The sequence below is a fragment of the Pseudomonas sp. B10 genome, assembly GCF_900156235.1.
Classification (GTDB): Bacteria; Pseudomonadota; Gammaproteobacteria; order Pseudomonadales; family Pseudomonadaceae; genus Aquipseudomonas; species Aquipseudomonas siliginis.
On the sequence record NZ_LT707063.1, the window covers coordinates 2,225,255 to 2,240,946 of the forward strand.

14 protein-coding genes are annotated in these 15,692 nt (G+C 60.1%); 10 read left to right on the top strand and 4 right to left on the bottom strand.

Translation table 11 applies throughout. From position 1 onward, the window contains the following. Positions 1-73: 73 nt before the first annotated feature. Both BXA01_RS09920 and BXA01_RS09925 read right to left on the bottom strand, forming a co-directional pair. Positions 74-2,179: a molybdopterin oxidoreductase family protein gene (locus BXA01_RS09920; RefSeq protein WP_076564006.1), complete on the bottom strand. Its 2,106-nt coding sequence runs from the start codon at positions 2,177-2,179 to the stop codon at positions 74-76. 135 nt (positions 2,180-2,314) lie between these two features. Further along, positions 2,315-2,605 carry a hypothetical protein gene (locus BXA01_RS09925; RefSeq protein ID WP_016773401.1) on the bottom strand — a complete coding sequence of 97 codons (291 nt, stop codon included), beginning with the start codon at positions 2,603-2,605 and terminating at the stop codon, positions 2,315-2,317. Positions 2,606-3,010: 405 nt separating this feature from the next. On the opposite strand from BXA01_RS09925, the gene argF reads away from it, so the two are divergent. Continuing rightward, on the top strand, positions 3,011-3,931 hold the full coding sequence (gene argF, locus BXA01_RS09930) for an ornithine carbamoyltransferase (RefSeq protein WP_024014160.1): 921 nt from the start codon (positions 3,011-3,013) through the stop codon (positions 3,929-3,931). Further along, positions 3,928-5,037, top strand: a complete 1,110-nt coding sequence (locus BXA01_RS09935) for an ABC transporter ATP-binding protein (RefSeq protein ID WP_071173438.1) — start codon at positions 3,928-3,930, stop codon at positions 5,035-5,037. The genes argF and BXA01_RS09935 overlap by 4 nt, the downstream gene beginning before the upstream one ends. A 120-nt stretch (positions 5,038-5,157) precedes the next feature. Here the strand turns inward: BXA01_RS09935 and BXA01_RS09940 are convergent, their stop codons facing one another. Continuing rightward, positions 5,158-5,940, bottom strand: a complete 783-nt coding sequence (locus tag BXA01_RS09940) for a PhzF family phenazine biosynthesis protein (protein WP_076564007.1) — start codon at positions 5,938-5,940, stop codon at positions 5,158-5,160. Between the two features lie 99 nt (positions 5,941-6,039). After that, positions 6,040-6,510 carry a Cys-tRNA(Pro) deacylase gene (ybaK, locus tag BXA01_RS09945; RefSeq protein WP_041479874.1) on the bottom strand — a complete coding sequence of 157 codons (471 nt, stop codon included), beginning with the start codon at positions 6,508-6,510 and terminating at the stop codon, positions 6,040-6,042. 351 nt (positions 6,511-6,861) lie between these two features. Between ybaK and BXA01_RS09950 the strand changes: the two genes are divergently transcribed. The 8 genes from BXA01_RS09950 to BXA01_RS09985 all read left to right on the top strand — a co-directional run bounded on the left by BXA01_RS09950 (position 6,862) and on the right by BXA01_RS09985 (position 15,591). Next, positions 6,862-7,713: an MIP/aquaporin family protein gene (locus BXA01_RS09950; protein ID WP_016773396.1), complete on the top strand. Its 852-nt coding sequence runs from the start codon at positions 6,862-6,864 to the stop codon at positions 7,711-7,713. A 77-nt stretch (positions 7,714-7,790) separates the two neighbouring features. Beyond that, positions 7,791-9,293, top strand: coding sequence for a glycerol kinase GlpK (gene glpK / locus BXA01_RS09955; RefSeq protein WP_024014162.1), 1,503 nt, complete (start codon positions 7,791-7,793; stop codon positions 9,291-9,293). A 95-nt stretch (positions 9,294-9,388) separates the two neighbouring features. Beyond that, positions 9,389-10,144, top strand: a complete 756-nt coding sequence (locus BXA01_RS09960; protein ID WP_007953179.1) for a DeoR/GlpR family transcriptional regulator — start codon at positions 9,389-9,391, stop codon at positions 10,142-10,144. Positions 10,145-10,433: 289 nt separating this feature from the next. Then, complete coding sequence (glpD, locus tag BXA01_RS09965) at positions 10,434-11,969, top strand: glycerol-3-phosphate dehydrogenase (RefSeq protein WP_076564008.1); 1,536 nt, start codon at positions 10,434-10,436, stop codon at positions 11,967-11,969. 358 nt (positions 11,970-12,327) lie between these two features. Beyond that, positions 12,328-13,242, top strand: a complete 915-nt coding sequence (locus tag BXA01_RS09970; protein ID WP_076564009.1) for a glutamate/aspartate ABC transporter substrate-binding protein — start codon at positions 12,328-12,330, stop codon at positions 13,240-13,242. A gap of 200 nt (positions 13,243-13,442) precedes the next feature. Beyond that, on the top strand, positions 13,443-14,189 hold the full coding sequence (locus BXA01_RS09975; protein ID WP_016773392.1) for an amino acid ABC transporter permease: 747 nt from the start codon (positions 13,443-13,445) through the stop codon (positions 14,187-14,189). Next, entirely contained in the window at positions 14,189-14,860 is a 672-nt protein-coding gene (locus BXA01_RS09980) for an amino acid ABC transporter permease (protein WP_016773391.1), read from the top strand. The genes BXA01_RS09975 and BXA01_RS09980 overlap by 1 nt, the downstream gene beginning before the upstream one ends. Continuing rightward, complete coding sequence (locus BXA01_RS09985) at positions 14,857-15,591, top strand: amino acid ABC transporter ATP-binding protein (RefSeq protein ID WP_016773390.1); 735 nt, start codon at positions 14,857-14,859, stop codon at positions 15,589-15,591. The genes BXA01_RS09980 and BXA01_RS09985 overlap by 4 nt, the downstream gene beginning before the upstream one ends. Positions 15,592-15,692: the final 101 nt, after the last annotated feature.

Here is a 15,692-nt window from a genome sequence, read left to right on the forward strand (position 1 = left end):
ACTCAGAGGTCGGCACGGTGGCGCATTGTAACGGAATCCCGAGCGCCATGCTCGGTCTCCCCGACAGACCCGCTCAGGCCGCCGCCACGGTCACCGGCACACCGTTCAACGCCGCGTTGCCCGACAGTTCGTCGAGCTGGCACTCGTCGGTCAGGTCGTTGGCGCTCGACCCCGGCTGGCCGCTGGCGATCGCCATCTGCACGCCCGGGCGCGCGTGGCCCCAACCGTGGGGCAGGCTGACCACGCCTTTCATCATGTCGAGACTGGCGAGCACTTCCACCTCGATCTGCCCGACCCGCGAACTCACCCGAACCCGTTGCCCATCAGCCAGGCCACGGCTGGCCAGATCATCCGGGTGCATCAGCAACTGGTGCCGCGGCTTGCCCTTCACCAGTCGATGGAAGTTGTGCATCCACGAATTGTTGCTGCGCACATGGCGGCGGCCGATCATCAACAACTCATCGGCAGCCGGCGCCTGCAACGCGGCAAAGCGAGCGAGGTCGGCGAGGATCTCCGGGGGTGCAGCCTGAATACGTTGATCCGGCGTTTTCAGACGTGACGCCAGATTCGGCTTCAGCGCCCCCAGATCAATGCCGTGCGGATGATCGAACAGCGTCGCCAGCGACAGCTTGTGCTCGGACGCATCGCCATAGCGGCCCATGCGCAGGCCCATATCGATCATCTTCGCCGGCGGCATCGTTGGTTTCAGCTCCTTGCCGGTTTTCTCGGCGAAGGCCTTGGCCAAACCGACGAAGATCTCCCAGTCGTGCAGCGCACCCTCGGGCTTGGCGAGGATCGCGCGATTGAAGCGGGTCACGTTACGCACCGCAAACAGGTTGAAAGTGGTGTCGTAGTGATCGTTTTCCAGCGCCGAGGTCGACGGCAGGATCAGATCGGCATAGCGCGTGGTTTCGTTGATGTACAGGTCGATGCTGAGCATGAAGTCGAGGCCGTCCAGCGCCTGCTCCAGTTGCCGGCCGTTGGGTGTCGACAACACCGGGTTGCCGGCCACGGTGATCAGCGCGCGGATCTGCCCCTCGCCCTCGGTGAGCATTTCTTCGGCCAGCGCCGAGACCGGCAACTCGCCGCCGTATTCAGGACGCCCGGAAACGCGGCTCTGCCATTTGTTGAAATGCCCACCCGAGGTCGACGCCACCAGATCCACCGCCGGCTCGGTGCAAAGAGCACCGCCAACGCGGTCGAGATTGCCGGTGACCAGGTTGATCAACTGCACCACCCAATGACACAAGGTGCCGAAGGCCTGGGTCGAGACGCCCATGCGCCCATAGCAGACCGCACTCGGTGCGGCAGCGAAGTCGCGCGCCAGTTGCCGAATCTGTTCGGCAGGCACCGCGCAGAGCGGGCTCATCGCTTCGGCACTAAACGCAGCCACGGCGCTGCGCACCTCGTCGAGGCCATCGACCGGCAAATGGCTGTCGCGGGTCAGGCCTTCGCTAAACAGCGTATTGAGCATGCCGAACAACAGCGCCGCATCGCCGCCCGGGCGGACGAACACGTGCTGATCGGCCATCGCTGCGGTTTCGCTGCGCCGCGGATCGACCACCACCACTTTGCCGCCGCGCGCCTGAATCGCCTTCAGGCGCTTCTCGACATCCGGCACGGTCATGATGCTGCCGTTGGACGCCAGCGGATTGCCGCCGAGGATCAGCATGAAATCGGTGTGGTCGATGTCCGGGATCGGCAACAGCAGACCGTGGCCGTACATCAGATAGCTGCTGAGGTGATGCGGCAATTGATCGACTGAAGTGGCCGAGTAGCGATTACGCGTTTTCAGCAAACCCAGGAAGTAGTTACTGTGGGTCATCAGGCCGTAGTTGTGCACGCTCGGATTGCCCTGATACACCGCAACGGCGTTCTGGCCGTGACGTTCCTGAATCGCCGCGAGTTTCTCGGCCACCAGCGCAAACGCCTCGTCCCATTCGATCGGCAGCCATTCGCTGCCGACGCGGCGCATTGGCTGACGCAGCCGGTCGGGATCGTTCTGAATATCTTGCAGAGCCACGGCTTTCGGGCAGATATGGCCGCGGCTGAAGGTGTCGAGGGCATCGCCCTTGATCGAGGTGATCGCGACATCGCCATCGGTTTCCGTAGTTTCGATGGTCAGCCCGCAAATGGCTTCGCACAGGTGGCACGCACGGTGGTGAAGAGTCTTGGTCATGGCCAGTCTCTGTCTTGTTCGGGAGCAGGCAATCACGCCCGCGGGAACAAAACTATGGCCCGTGCGCAGAGACGGCGCCAGCGACGTTCGTCTTGTGAATCGACGGTTATCAGGGCAGCCGATAAATCGCCGCCGTCAGTTCGGCGGCAACTGCGGCGGTGCAGCCAGCTGGATTTCCTGGATGGTTTCGATCTGCTCATGGGCTACGTGCACGCCGGTGAGCTCGCCGATCAAACGCCAGTGCTCATCGAGCCCGGCGCTGATGGTGGCCATGCGATCGATCATGTGTCGGCCGGCGGATTTGACCACTTCGTCGTCACTGCGCAGCAACTCGAAAGACATCGAGGTGACTGACGCGGTGAGATGGGTCAGAGAGCGAGCCGTGTGGCCCAGCAGCTCCATTAACAGTTGTTCTTTCGATTCCATGCGGAGGCTCCCTGCGTCGCTCGAAACTTATTTATAACCCAGCACTTTGCTTTAGCAAATGTTTCAGTCTGAACATCCGACCAAGCGAATCGGTGGCGCAGCGTTCGCAAACCGACCAGGACCGCTGCGTTGCCGTCGCGGCGCATTGCCAAGCGCGGCGGCGCCAGTGTACAAAGAGGCTCACCGCTGTACTGAATCCGGCTTCAACATGCGTGATCGAAATGCTCGGTCCGCGCTCCGAATCCCGCTGAAAAAGTACCCTATTGGAAAAACGCGACATTTAGTGTCAATATCGCGCCTTCCCCTATTTCGTCGCCCCGTGCGGCTTACGCCGCAGGTCTCGCCCGTTGTTCCGTTAAACAAGGCTTTGAGCATCTGCGGTCTGTAGCAAAAAGGTAGTCAATGATGAGCGCAAGGCACTTTCTCTCCCTGATGGATTGCACGCCCGAAGAGCTGGTCAGCGTGATCCGTCGAGGCGTTGAGCTCAAGGACCTGCGTAACCGCGGCGTACTGTTCGAGCCTCTGAAAAACCGCGTGTTGGGGATGATCTTCGAAAAATCCTCGACCCGTACCCGGATCTCCTTCGAGGCCGGCATGATCCAGCTCGGCGGCCAGGCAATCTTCCTGTCCCCGCGCGACACCCAACTGGGCCGTGGCGAGCCCATCAGCGATTGCGCCATCGTCATGTCGAGCATGCTCGATGCGGTGATGATCCGCACCTTCGCCCACAGCACCCTCACCGAATTCGCCGCCAACTCGCGCGTGCCGGTAATCAACGGCCTGTCCGATGATCTGCACCCGTGCCAGTTGCTCGCTGACATGCAGACCTTCCTTGAGCACCGTGGCTCGATCCAGGGCAAGACCGTGGCCTGGATCGGTGACGGCAACAACATGTGCAACAGCTATATAGAAGCGGCGATCCAGTTCGACTTCCAGCTGCGCGTTGCCTGCCCGGAAGGTTACGAGCCGAACCCGGAATTCGTCGCTCAGGCTGGCGATCGCGTGACGATTGTCCGCGATCCGCAGGACGCCGTACGTGGCGCGCATCTGGTCAGCACCGACGTCTGGACTTCGATGGGCCAGGAAGAGGAAACTGCCAAGCGCCTCAAGCTGTTCGCGCCGTTTCAGGTCAACCGTGCCTTGCTCGACCTCGCTGCCGAGGACGTGCTGTTCATGCACTGCCTGCCGGCGCACCGTGGCGAAGAAATCAGTCTCGACCTGCTCGATGACCCGCGCTCCGTCGCCTGGGATCAGGCAGAAAACCGTCTCCACGCACAGAAGGCCCTGCTCGAGTTCCTCGTCGAACCGGCATATCACCACGCATGAGCCATGAATTACTGCTGAACCTGCGCAACCTCGCTTGCGGCTATCAAGATCAACGCGTGGTGCAGAACCTCAATCTGCACCTCAACGCCGGCGACATCGGCTGCCTGCTCGGCTCGTCCGGCTGCGGCAAGACCACGACCCTGCGCGCCATCGCCGGTTTCGAACCGGTGCATGAAGGCGAAATCACCCTCGGTGGCGAAACCCTCTCCAGCGCCGGTTTCACCCTGGCGCCGGAGAAACGCCGGATCGGCATGGTGTTTCAGGACTACGCGCTGTTTCCGCACCTGAGCGTGGCCGACAACATCGCTTTCGGCATTCGCAAGCACCCGAACAAGGCGCGCGTGGTCGAAGAGCTGCTGGAACTGGTCAACCTGAAAAACCTCGGCAAGCGCTTCCCCCACGAATTGTCCGGCGGCCAGCAACAGCGCGTCGCCCTCGCCCGCGCCCTGGCGCCGGAGCCGCAGTTGCTGCTGCTCGACGAGCCGTTCTCCAACCTCGATGGCGAACTGCGTCGCAAGCTCAGCCATGAGGTGCGCGACATTCTCAAGGCCCGTGGTACCAGTGCGATTCTGGTCACCCACGATCAGGAAGAAGCCTTCGCCGTCAGCGATCACGTTGGCGTGTTCAAGGAAGGTCGGCTGGAACAGTGGGATACGCCCTACAACCTCTATCACGAACCGGCGACGCCGTATGTCGCCAGTTTCATCGGTCAGGGTTACTTCATTCGCGGCCAGCTCGTCACCCCGGAATCAGTGCAGACCGAGCTCGGTGAACTGCGCGGCAACCGTGCTTACACTTGGCCGATTGGCGGTGCGGTGGATGTGCTGTTGCGTCCGGATGATATTGTTTATGCACCGGACAGCCCATTGCAGGCGCAGATTGTCGGCAAGACATTCCTCGGCGCAGCGACCTTGTATCGCCTGCAACTGCCAACCGGCGCGCAGCTGGAATCGATCTTTCCGAGCCATGCCGATCATCTGGTTGGCGCGCAGGTCGGGATTCGCGTAGCGGCGGATCACCTGGTGCTGTTCCAGGCTTCGGGGAGCACTGCGGCACAGATTCCGGCGGTGGAAAACGGCGTCCGTCGATTCAGCACCAGCCTCTGATCCGCACTGGATAAAAATTGTGGGAGCGAACCTGCTCGCGAATGCGGTGTTTCAGTCGCCGAAGATGTTGACTGAAAGACCGGTTTCGCGAGCAGGCTCGCTTCCACAGTTGGTTTTGCGTCAGCCTAAAAACAGGGTACCGCTGGCCACCAGCGTCGCATTGCCGCCAATCTTCACCCGCTCACCTTCCAGCCGACAGAACAACTCGCCGCCCCGCGCCGAGCGCTGGCACGCGGTCAGATTCGTTTTGCCCAGACGCGTGGACCAGTACGGAATCAGGCTGCAATGCGTCGAACCGGTCACCGGGTCTTCATTGATACCGATCGCCGGGGCGAAATAGCGCGAGACGAAGTCGTGCTGGTTGCCACGCGCGGTGACGATTGCGCCCAGCCATGGCAGTTTCGCCAGCGCCGCCATGTCCGGTTGGCAGTCGAGCACCGCCTGTTCCGAGTCCAGCACGACGAACAGTTCGTTGGAGCCGAGCACATCAACAGCCTCGACACCCAGCGCCCGCTCGACATCCAGCGTCACGCCGATTTCCGAAGGCACGATGGTCGGGAAATCCAGCCACAGCCGGTCGCCTTCGCGGCTGACACTCAGCGGCCCGGACTTGCAGGTGAAGTCGATGCTCTCGGCGCTTTCCTTATAGATTTCGAACAGTACGAACGCGCTGGCCAACGTCGCATGCCCGCACAGCGGCACTTCGGTGGTCGGGGTGAACCAGCGGATATGCCAGGCCTGACCTTCGCGCACCAGAAACGCAGTCTCCGCCAAGTTGTGTTCGGCGGCGATCTTCTGCATCAAGTCATCGGCCAGCCAGCTGTCGAGCCGATAGACCATCGCCGGGTTACCACTGAACGGCCGATCACTGAACGCGTCGACCTGATGAAACGCAAGCTGCATGATTTTCTCCCTGAATTGGTCGGCCGAGCATGCAACGGCGAGCCGGATCAGTGCCAGTGACAGAAACGCGATTTTTTCTTCATACAGCCGGCGCGACTATTACGCGCGGCCGATATCGGCAAACTGCGCCTGGGTGTGCTCAGCCAATACTGCCGGCGCCAGTTCCACTTCCAGTCCTCGCCGCCCGGCACTCACATAGATAGTCGCGAACCCCTGAGCGGAATTGTCGATGAAGGTGCGCAGGCGTTTCTTCTGCCCGAGCGGGCTGATGCCACCCAACAGGTAGCCGGTTGAACGTTGCGCGGCAGCCGGGTCAGCCATTTCGGCTTTCTTCACTCCAGCGGCATGGGCCAGGCCCTTGAGGTCGAGCGTTCCGACGACCGGCACCACAGCCACCAGCAGTTCGCCTTTTTCACTGGCGGCCAGCAGGGTTTTGAACACTTGCGCCGGTTCGAGCCCGAGCTTCTCCGCCGCCTCCAGCCCATAGGACGCGGCCTTCGGATCATGTTCGTAACTGTGCACGCGATGTTCGGCACGAACTTTTTTCAACAAGTCCAACGCTGGGGTCATGGCAGCTCCGGGTTCGGCAATCTTTGAAAAAACCTGCGGCGGATTCTAGGTCATCGTTGGGCAAAAGGCTCTATTCCAAGCCGCGATTCCCGTGGCCTCGCGCTCTATTTACCGTGATCGTCGTGCTGATCATTCATGGGGCGAATAGTTTTATTGTGACCGGCGGTTCACTTTCGACCTTTGACAGGTTTGTTTCTTGTCTATATTTTTTCGAATCTGAATAATGTAAGAATCGTGCTTCGCGCAGTACCCAGCAGTAACCCGGGAACCGAATGGGGATTCCGACCCGGTGAAGATCGCGCCCTGCTCCGTTGGCAAGGCGCCACACAAGAAAAAGAACCGAGGTTTTCAATGACAGCTGCTTTACCGCAACCATCGCTTTCCGGCCAATGCATGGCCGAATTCCTGGGCACCGCCCTTCTGATCTTCTTCGGCACTGGTTGTGTCGCCGCGCTCAAAGTCGCGGGCGCCAGCTTCGGCCTGTGGGAGATCAGCATCATCTGGGGCGTCGGCGTGAGCATGGCGATCTACCTCACCGCCGGGGTTTCCGGCGCGCACCTGAACCCGGCCGTGAGCATCGCTCTGGCAATCTTCGCTGACTTCGAAAAGCGCAAACTGCCGTTCTACATCCTTTCGCAAATTGCCGGCGCCTTCTGCGGCGCGTTGCTGGTCTACACGCTCTACAGCAATCTGTTCTTCGATTACGAACAAACCCACCAGATGGTTCGTGGCTCGGCTGCCAGCCTGGAATTGGCGTCGGTGTTCTCGACCTACCCGAACCCGGTGCTGTCGACGGCCCAGGCGTTTCTGGTCGAGATGATCATCACCGCGATCCTGATGGGCGTGATCATGGCCCTGACCGATGACAACAACGGCCTGCCACGCGGCCCGATGGCGCCGCTGCTGATCGGTCTGCTGATCGCCGTGATCGGCAGTGCGATGGGTCCGTTGACCGGTTTCGCGATGAACCCTGCGCGTGACTTCGGTCCGAAACTGATGACTTTCTTTACCGGTTGGGGTGAAATTTCCTTCACCGGTGGTCGTGATATTCCGTATTTCCTGATTCCGATTTTTGCACCGATTGTCGGTGCCTGCCTCGGCGCTGCCGGGTATCGCGGGCTCATCGCCCGTCACCTGACCGGTGCCACACCTGCTACAAAGGATGCAGAACCGGCCATTGACGGCAAACCAAGAACTTCTTGAAACAGTCGGCGCCGGCTCCTGCCCATCCGAGCCGGCGCCACGGCCCACTCTCGTTTTTTTCGTCCAAGGCAATCGACATGACCGACATTCAGAACAAGAACTACATCATTGCCCTTGATCAGGGTACGACCAGTTCGCGCGCGATCATCTTCGACCGCGACGCGAACGTAGTCTGCACCGCGCAGCGCGAATTCGTTCAGCATTACCCGCAAGCCGGTTGGGTCGAGCACGATCCGATGGAAATCTTCGCCACCCAGAGCGCGGTGATGGTTGAAGCGCTGGCGCAAGCCGGCCTGCATCACGACCAGGTCGCCGCCATCGGTATCACCAACCAGCGTGAAACCACCGTGGTCTGGGACAAGACCACCGGCCGGCCGGTATACAACGCGATCGTCTGGCAGTGCCGCCGCAGCACCGAGATCTGCCAGCAACTCAAGCGCGACGGCCACGAAGACTACATCCGCGACACCACCGGTCTGGTCACCGACCCGTACTTCTCCGGCACCAAACTGAAGTGGATCCTCGACAACGTCGAAGGCAGCCGCGAGCGTGCGCGCAACGGCGAGCTGCTGTTCGGCACCGTCGATAGCTGGCTGATCTGGAAATTCACCGGTGGCAAAGTGCACGTCACCGACTACACCAACGCCTCGCGCACCATGCTCTTCAACATTCACTCGCTGGAGTGGGATTCGAAGATGCTGGAGATCCTCGATATCCCGCGCGAGATGCTCCCGGAAGTCAAAGCTTCCTCGGAAATCTACGGTCGCACCAAGAGCGGCATCGCTATCGGCGGTATCGCTGGCGACCAGCAGGCAGCACTGTTCGGCCAGATGTGCGTCGAGCCGGGCCAGGCGAAAAACACCTACGGCACCGGTTGCTTCCTGCTGATGAACACCGGCGACAAAGCGGTGAAATCCCAGCACGGCATGCTCACCACCATCGCCTGCGGCCCTCGCGGCGAAGTTGCCTACGCACTCGAAGGTGCCGTGTTCAACGGCGGCTCGACCGTGCAGTGGCTGCGCGATGAACTGAAAATCGTCAACGACGCCCACGACACCGAATACTTTGCCAACAAGGTCAAGGACAGCAACGGCGTGTATCTGGTGCCGGCGTTTACCGGTCTCGGCGCGCCGTACTGGGACCCGTATGCCCGTGGCGCACTGTTCGGCCTGACGCGTGGCGTACGTGTGGATCACATCATCCGCGCCGCGCTGGAGTCGATCGCCTACCAGACCCGCGACGTACTCGACGCCATGCAACAGGATTCCGGCGAACGCCTCAAAGCTCTGCGGGTGGACGGCGGTGCGGTGGCGAACAACTTCCTCATGCAGTTCCAGGCCGACATCCTCGGCACCCAGGTCGAACGCCCGCAAATGCGCGAAACCACCGCACTCGGCGCGGCTTACCTGGCTGGTCTGGCCTGCGGTTTCTGGGGCAGCCTGGAAGAACTGCGCGGCAAGGCAGTGATCGAGCGCGAGTTCGAACCGAGCCTTGACGAAACCGAGAAAGAGAAACTCTACAAAGGCTGGAAAAAAGCCGTCAGCCGCACCCGCGACTGGGCACGTGAGGACGCTGAATAAGCCAGCCTTGAGTTACACATAGGCATCTAACTGGTCGGGAGCGGATTCCTGCGGCATCATGGGCAAATTTTGCTTGGCAGCCCAAAGGAAGCCCCATGAATCTGCCTCCCCGTCAGCAGCAAATCCTCGAACTGGTCCGCGAACGCGGCTATGTGAGCATCGAGGAAATGGCCACGCTGTTCGTTGTCACCCCGCAAACCATCCGCCGCGACATCAATCAGCTCGCGGAAGCCAATCTGCTGCGTCGCTACCACGGTGGCGCCGCGTACGATTCCAGTGTTGAAAACACCGCGTATGCCATGCGTGCCGATCAGATGCGCGACGAAAAGCAACGCATCGGTGAAGCCATTGCCGCGCAGATTCCCGATCACGCCTCGCTGTTCATCAATATCGGTACGACCACCGAATCGATTGCTCGCGCCCTGCTCAATCACAGTCACCTGAAGATCATCACCAACAACCTGCACGTCGCCTCGATGCTCAGCGCCAAGGATGATTTCGATGTGCTGCTGACCGGCGGCAACGTGCGGCGGGACGGCGGTGTGGTCGGTCAGGCGAGCGTGGACTTCATCAATCAGTTCAAGGTCGATTTCGCCTTGGTCGGCATCAGCGGGATCGATGAGGACGGCAGCCTGCTCGATTTCGACTATCAGGAAGTCCGGGTCAGCCAGGCGATCATCGCCAACGCGCGACAGGTGATTCTCGCGGCGGACTCAAGCAAGTTCGGGCGTAATGCGATGATTCGACTGGGGCCGATCAGCCTGATCGATTGTCTGGTCACCGATCAGCAGCCGGTGCCGGCGCTGGCGCAGTTGCTGAGTCAGCACAAGATTCGTCTGGAAGTCGTCTGATTCCTCTCCCTCGCTGACCGAACCGACGCTTTCGCGAGCAGGCTCGCTCCCACTCTTGGAATGCATTGCAAAATGTGGGAGCGAGCCTGCTCGCGAAAACAATCCATAAACAACACATCTTCTGCGCCCTTGCGCGCGTTCATGTTCGAAAATTTTCTTTTAATCGCCCTTCGATGAGTTTTTTCAATCGAACGCGACTGGCTGCGCGCGTGTTTATGGGCTACCATTTTCGCAAATGAACATTTATGTTCGATTTCCAAGACAAAATCAAAAGAACCGAGGCCAGCCGATGTCCACCTCTACCTTGCGTACGCCCCCTCTCTCCGAGATCTATGACGTTGCCGTGATTGGCGGCGGGATCAACGGCGTGGGGATCGCAGCGGATGCCGCCGGTCGCGGTCTTTCGGTGTTCCTTTGCGAAAAAGACGACTTGGCCAGCCATACCTCGTCGGCCAGCAGCAAGCTGATCCACGGCGGCCTGCGCTACCTGGAACATTACGAATTCCGTCTGGTGCGTGAAGCGCTCGCCGAGCGTGAAGTGTTGCTGGCCAAGGCGCCGCACATCGTCAAACCGATGCGTTTCGTACTGCCGCACCGCCCGCACCTGCGTCCAGCGTGGATGATTCGTGCCGGCCTGTTCCTTTATGACAACCTCGGCAAGCGCGAGAAGCTGCCAGGTTCGAAAAGCCTGAAGTTCGGCGCCGACAGCGCGCTGAAAAGCGAAATCAAGAAAGGCTTCGAATACTCCGACTGCTGGGTCGACGATGCCCGCCTCGTGGTCCTGAACGCCATGGCCGCCCGGGAAAAAGGTGCGCATGTGCATACCCAGACCCGCTGTGTCAGTGCCCGCCGCACTAAAGGTCTGTGGCATCTGCATCTGGAGCGCGCCGACGGCAGTTTGTTTTCGATTACCGCCAAGGCACTGGTCAACGCCGCCGGCCCATGGGTGGCCAAGTTCATCCGTGACGACCTGAAGATGGAATCGCCTTACGGCATCCGTTTGATCCAGGGCAGCCACATCATCGTGCCGAAACTGTACGAAGGCGAACATGCGCATATTCTGCAAAACGAAGATCAGCGCATCGTTTTCACTATTCCGTACCTGAACCACTTCACCCTGATCGGCACTACCGACCGCGAGTACACCGGCGACCCGGCGAAAGTAGCGATCACCGAAGGCGAAACCGATTACGTGCTGAAAGTGGTCAACGCGCACTTCAAGAAGCAGCTCAGCCGCGAAGACATCCTGCACAGCTACTCGGGCGTTCGGCCGCTGTGCAACGACGAATCCGACAACCCGTCTGCGGTCACCCGCGATTACACCCTGGCGCTGTCGGGCAACGCCGAAGAAGCACCGCTGCTGTCGGTGTTCGGCGGCAAGCTGACCACTTACCGCAAGCTGGCCGAGTCGGCGATGGCGCAGTTGATGCCGTTCTTCACCCAGATGCGCCCGAGCTGGACCGCGACCGCCACCCTGCCCGGCGGCGAAGACATGACCACGCCAGAGGCCCTGAGCGCGCGGATTCGCGACAAGTTCGACTTCGTCCCGACCGAAATCGCCCGGCGCTGGGCCGTCACCTACGGCAGCCGCACCTGGCGCATGCTTGAAGGCGTGGAAAGCCTGGCCGACATGGGTGAGCACATCGGCGGCGGGCTCTACACCCGCGAAGTCGATTACCTGTGCAGCGAAGAGTGGGCCACTACGGCGCACGACATCCTGTGGCGCCGCACCAAGCTAGGCTTGTTCACCACTGCGGAGGAACAGCAGAAGCTGTCGACGTATCTGGGCAAGGTTGAGCAGAACCGGAAGATCGAGGCGGCTTGATCTCACCGTTCAAACGAAAGCCCCTGAATCGAGAGATTCAGGGGCTTTTTCGTAACTGCGGCATTCGCCTGTTCCTTGTGGAGGTGAGCCTGCAAGGAATTCATTCGGTTTTCCGAACGCGACTCCGCAGTCGATTCGGTTAACCGGATCATGCCTGCATAAAATTACCGCCATAAAACTTTAATACCGTTATAAAACAATCACTTAACTGACTTAGACTGCTCTGGCACGAGTCATGCTCTACACTCTCTCGACGAATGCCTGCTGTGCCAACACCTTCAGGAGCCGTCAGGCATTCGAAGCACAAAAAGGGCCGACAAACTGGCTCCATAAAAAAAACAATGTCGAGGAAAATTTGATGCGCATCGTTCCCCATATCCTGGGCGCAGCCATTGCTGCCGCTCTGATCAGCACGCCAGTTTTCGCCGCCGAACTCACCGGCACCCTGAAGAAGATCAAAGAGTCCGGTGTCATCACCTTGGGCCACCGTGACGCCTCCATTCCGTTCTCCTACATCGCTGATGCGTCCGGCAAACCGGTCGGCTACTCGCACGATATCCAGATGAAGATCGTCGACGCGATCAAGAAAGACCTCGATTTGCCGGACCTGCAAGTCAAATACAACCTCGTCACCTCGCAGACCCGTATCCCGCTGGTGCAGAACGGCACCGTGGACGTCGAGTGCGGTTCGACCACCAACAACGTCGAGCGTCAGCAGCAGGTCGACTTCTCCGTCGGCATCTTCGAAATCGGTACTCGTCTGCTGTCCAAGAAAGACTCCAAGTACAAGGATTTCGACGATCTGAAAGGCAAGAACGTCGTGACCACCGCCGGTACTACTTCCGAGCGCATCCTCAAGGCGATGAACGCCGACAAGCAGATGGGCATGAACGTCATCTCCGCCAAAGACCACGGCGAGTCCTTCCAGATGCTGGAATCGGGCCGTGCCGTTGCCTTCATGATGGATGACGCACTGCTGGCCGGCGAAGCCGCCAAGGCCAAGAAAGCCGCCGATTGGGAAGTGACCGGCACGCCACAGTCGTACGAAATCTACGGCTGCATGATGCGCAAAGGCGACGAGCCGTTCAAAAAGGCTGTGGATGACGCGATCAAGGCCACTTACGCTTCGGGCGACATCAACAAGATCTACGAGAAGTGGTTCATGCAGCCGATTCCGCCAAAAGGCCTGAACCTGAACTTCCCGATGAGCGACGAGCTCAAGGCGCTGATCGCCAATCCGACCGACAAAGCGGCTGACGACAAGAAGTCCTGATTTTCTGACTAACCTTATCCCCTGAGGAGGCGCCTGCCTTTTCAGGGGATGGTCACTCCCTGCTGGCATTTTTCTGGAAACACTCGAACCGGTGGCTGTCGAGCCGATCGCGTGTGCCCGGTCTTTGAAAAAAGACTGGGGAGGGAACGGAGTTCCCCAGGCGGGCACTTGTACATCGATCGAATCGAGGGGAGACCCTAATGAATTACAACTGGGACTGGGGCGTGTTCTTCAAGTCCACCGGCGTGGGCAGCGAGACCTATCTCGACTGGTTCATCTCCGGTCTGGGCTGGACCATCGCCATCGCCATCGTGGCGTGGATCATCGCCCTGCTGCTCGGCTCGCTGCTGGGCATCATGCGCACCGTGCCGAACCGCATCGTATCGGGCATTGCGACCTGCTACGTCGAGCTGTTCCGTAACGTGCCGCTGCTGGTGCAGCTGTTCATCTGGTACTTCCTGGTGCCCGATCTGCTGCCGCCGGATCTGCAGGAGTGGTACAAGCAGGACCTCAACCCGACCACCTCGGCCTACCTGAGCGTTGTCGTCTGCCTCGGTCTGTTCACCGCCGCCCGTGTCTGCGAGCAGGTGCGCACCGGTATCCAGGCACTGCCTCGGGGTCAGGAATCCGCCGCCCGCGCGATGGGTTTCAAGCTGCCGCAGATCTACTGGAACGTGCTGCTGCCCCAGGCCTACCGGATCATCATTCCACCGCTCACCTCGGAATTCCTCAACGTATTCAAGAACTCCTCCGTGGCGTCCCTGATCGGTTTGATGGAATTGCTGGCGCAGACCAAACAGACCGCCGAGTTCTCGGCCAACCTGTTCGAAGCGTTCACCCTTGCAACGCTGATCTATTTCACCCTCAACATGAGCCTGATGCTGCTGATGCGCCTGGTCGAGAAGAAAGTCGCGGTGCCCGGCCTGATCTCCGTGGGGGGTAAATAATGGAATTCGATTTCAGTGGCATCGTCCCGGCCATTCCCGGTTTGTGGAACGGCATGGTGATGACCCTCAAGCTGATGGCCATGGGCGTGATCGGCGGGATGATTCTCGGCACGATCCTCGCGCTGTGCCGTCTGTCGCACAACAAGCTGCTGTCGAGCATAGCCGGCGCCTACGTCAACTATTTCCGCTCGATTCCGCTGCTGCTGGTGATCACCTGGTTCTACCTGGCGGTGCCGTTCGTGCTGCGCTGGATCACCGGCGAAGACACGCCGATCGGCGCGTTCACCTCCTGCGTCGTGGCGTTCATGATGTTCGAAGCGGCGTACTTCTGCGAAATCGTCCGGGCCGGTGTGCAGTCGATTTCCAAGGGCCAGATGGGTGCCGCACAAGCGCTGGGCATGAACTACGGGCAGATGATGCGCCTGATCATCCTGCCGCAGGCGTTCCGCAAGATGACCCCGCTGCTGCTGCAGCAGAGCATCATCCTGTTCCAGGACACCTCGCTGGTCTACACCGTGGGCCTGGTGGATTTCCTCAACGCCTCGCGTGCCAGCGGCGACATCATCGGCCGCTCCAATGAGTTCCTGATTTTCGCCGGTCTCGTGTACTTCATCATCAGCTTCGCCGCCTCGCGGTTGGTCAAGCGTCTGCAAAAAAGGTTCGCCGTATGATCTCTATCAAAAACATCAACAAGTGGTATGGGGACTTCCAGGTGCTGACTGATTGCAGCACCGAGGTCAAGAAAGGCGAAGTGATCGTGGTCTGCGGCCCGTCGGGTTCCGGCAAGTCGACGCTGATCAAATGCGTCAACGCCCTGGAACCGTTCCAGAAAGGTGACGTGGTGGTTGACGGTACGTCGATCGCCGACCCGAAAACCAACCTGCCGAAACTGCGCTCGCGCGTGGGCATGGTGTTCCAGCATTTCGAGCTGTTCCCGCACCTGACCATCACCGAAAACCTGACCATCGCGCAGATCAAGGTGCTCGGCCGCAGCAAGGAAGAGGCGACCAAAAAAGGCCTGCAACTGCTCGAGCGCGTAGGTTTGTCGGCCCACGCCCACAAGCATCCGGGGCAACTGTCCGGTGGTCAGCAACAGCGTGTGGCGATTGCCCGTGCGCTGGCGATGGACCCGATCGTCATGCTGTTCGACGAACCGACCTCGGCGCTCGACCCGGAAATGGTCAACGAAGTGCTCGACGTGATGGTGCAACTGGCTCACGAAGGCATGACCATGATGTGCGTGACCCACGAAATGGGCTTCGCCCGTAAAGTGGCGGACCGGGTGATCTTCATGGACCAAGGCAAGATCATCGAAGACTGCCCGAAAGAGGAATTCTTCGGCGACATCAGCGCCCGCTCCGAACGCGCGCAGCACTTCCTCGAGAAAATTCTGCAGCACTAAAAGCAACACACCCGCACCCTGTCTGTGGGGTGCGGGCAGCCTGACAATGACATCCCCTGTGGCGAGGGGATTTATCCCCGTCCGGCTGCGCAGCAGTCGTA

What these genes read in the sequence shown, in the direction of transcription:
- BXA01_RS09920 (WP_076564006.1), bottom strand. Translation starts at nt 2,179, where the DNA reads ATGACCAAGACTCTTCACCACCGTGCGTGCCACCTGTGCGAAGCCATT.
- BXA01_RS09925 (WP_016773401.1), bottom strand. Translation starts at nt 2,605, where the DNA reads ATGGAATCGAAAGAACAACTGTTAATGGAGCTGCTGGGCCACACGGCT.
- argF (WP_024014160.1), top strand. Translation starts at nt 3,011, where the DNA reads ATGAGCGCAAGGCACTTTCTCTCCCTGATGGATTGCACGCCCGAAGAG.
- BXA01_RS09935 (WP_071173438.1), top strand. Translation starts at nt 3,928, where the DNA reads ATGAGCCATGAATTACTGCTGAACCTGCGCAACCTCGCTTGCGGCTAT.
- BXA01_RS09940 (WP_076564007.1), bottom strand. Translation starts at nt 5,940, where the DNA reads ATGCAGCTTGCGTTTCATCAGGTCGACGCGTTCAGTGATCGGCCGTTC.
- ybaK (WP_041479874.1), bottom strand. Translation starts at nt 6,510, where the DNA reads ATGACCCCAGCGTTGGACTTGTTGAAAAAAGTTCGTGCCGAACATCGC.
- BXA01_RS09950 (WP_016773396.1), top strand. Translation starts at nt 6,862, where the DNA reads ATGACAGCTGCTTTACCGCAACCATCGCTTTCCGGCCAATGCATGGCC.
- glpK (WP_024014162.1), top strand. Translation starts at nt 7,791, where the DNA reads ATGACCGACATTCAGAACAAGAACTACATCATTGCCCTTGATCAGGGT.
- BXA01_RS09960 (WP_007953179.1), top strand. Translation starts at nt 9,389, where the DNA reads ATGAATCTGCCTCCCCGTCAGCAGCAAATCCTCGAACTGGTCCGCGAA.
- glpD (WP_076564008.1), top strand. Translation starts at nt 10,434, where the DNA reads ATGTCCACCTCTACCTTGCGTACGCCCCCTCTCTCCGAGATCTATGAC.
- BXA01_RS09970 (WP_076564009.1), top strand. Translation starts at nt 12,328, where the DNA reads ATGCGCATCGTTCCCCATATCCTGGGCGCAGCCATTGCTGCCGCTCTG.
- BXA01_RS09975 (WP_016773392.1), top strand. Translation starts at nt 13,443, where the DNA reads ATGAATTACAACTGGGACTGGGGCGTGTTCTTCAAGTCCACCGGCGTG.
- BXA01_RS09980 (WP_016773391.1), top strand. Translation starts at nt 14,189, where the DNA reads ATGGAATTCGATTTCAGTGGCATCGTCCCGGCCATTCCCGGTTTGTGG.
- BXA01_RS09985 (WP_016773390.1), top strand. Translation starts at nt 14,857, where the DNA reads ATGATCTCTATCAAAAACATCAACAAGTGGTATGGGGACTTCCAGGTG.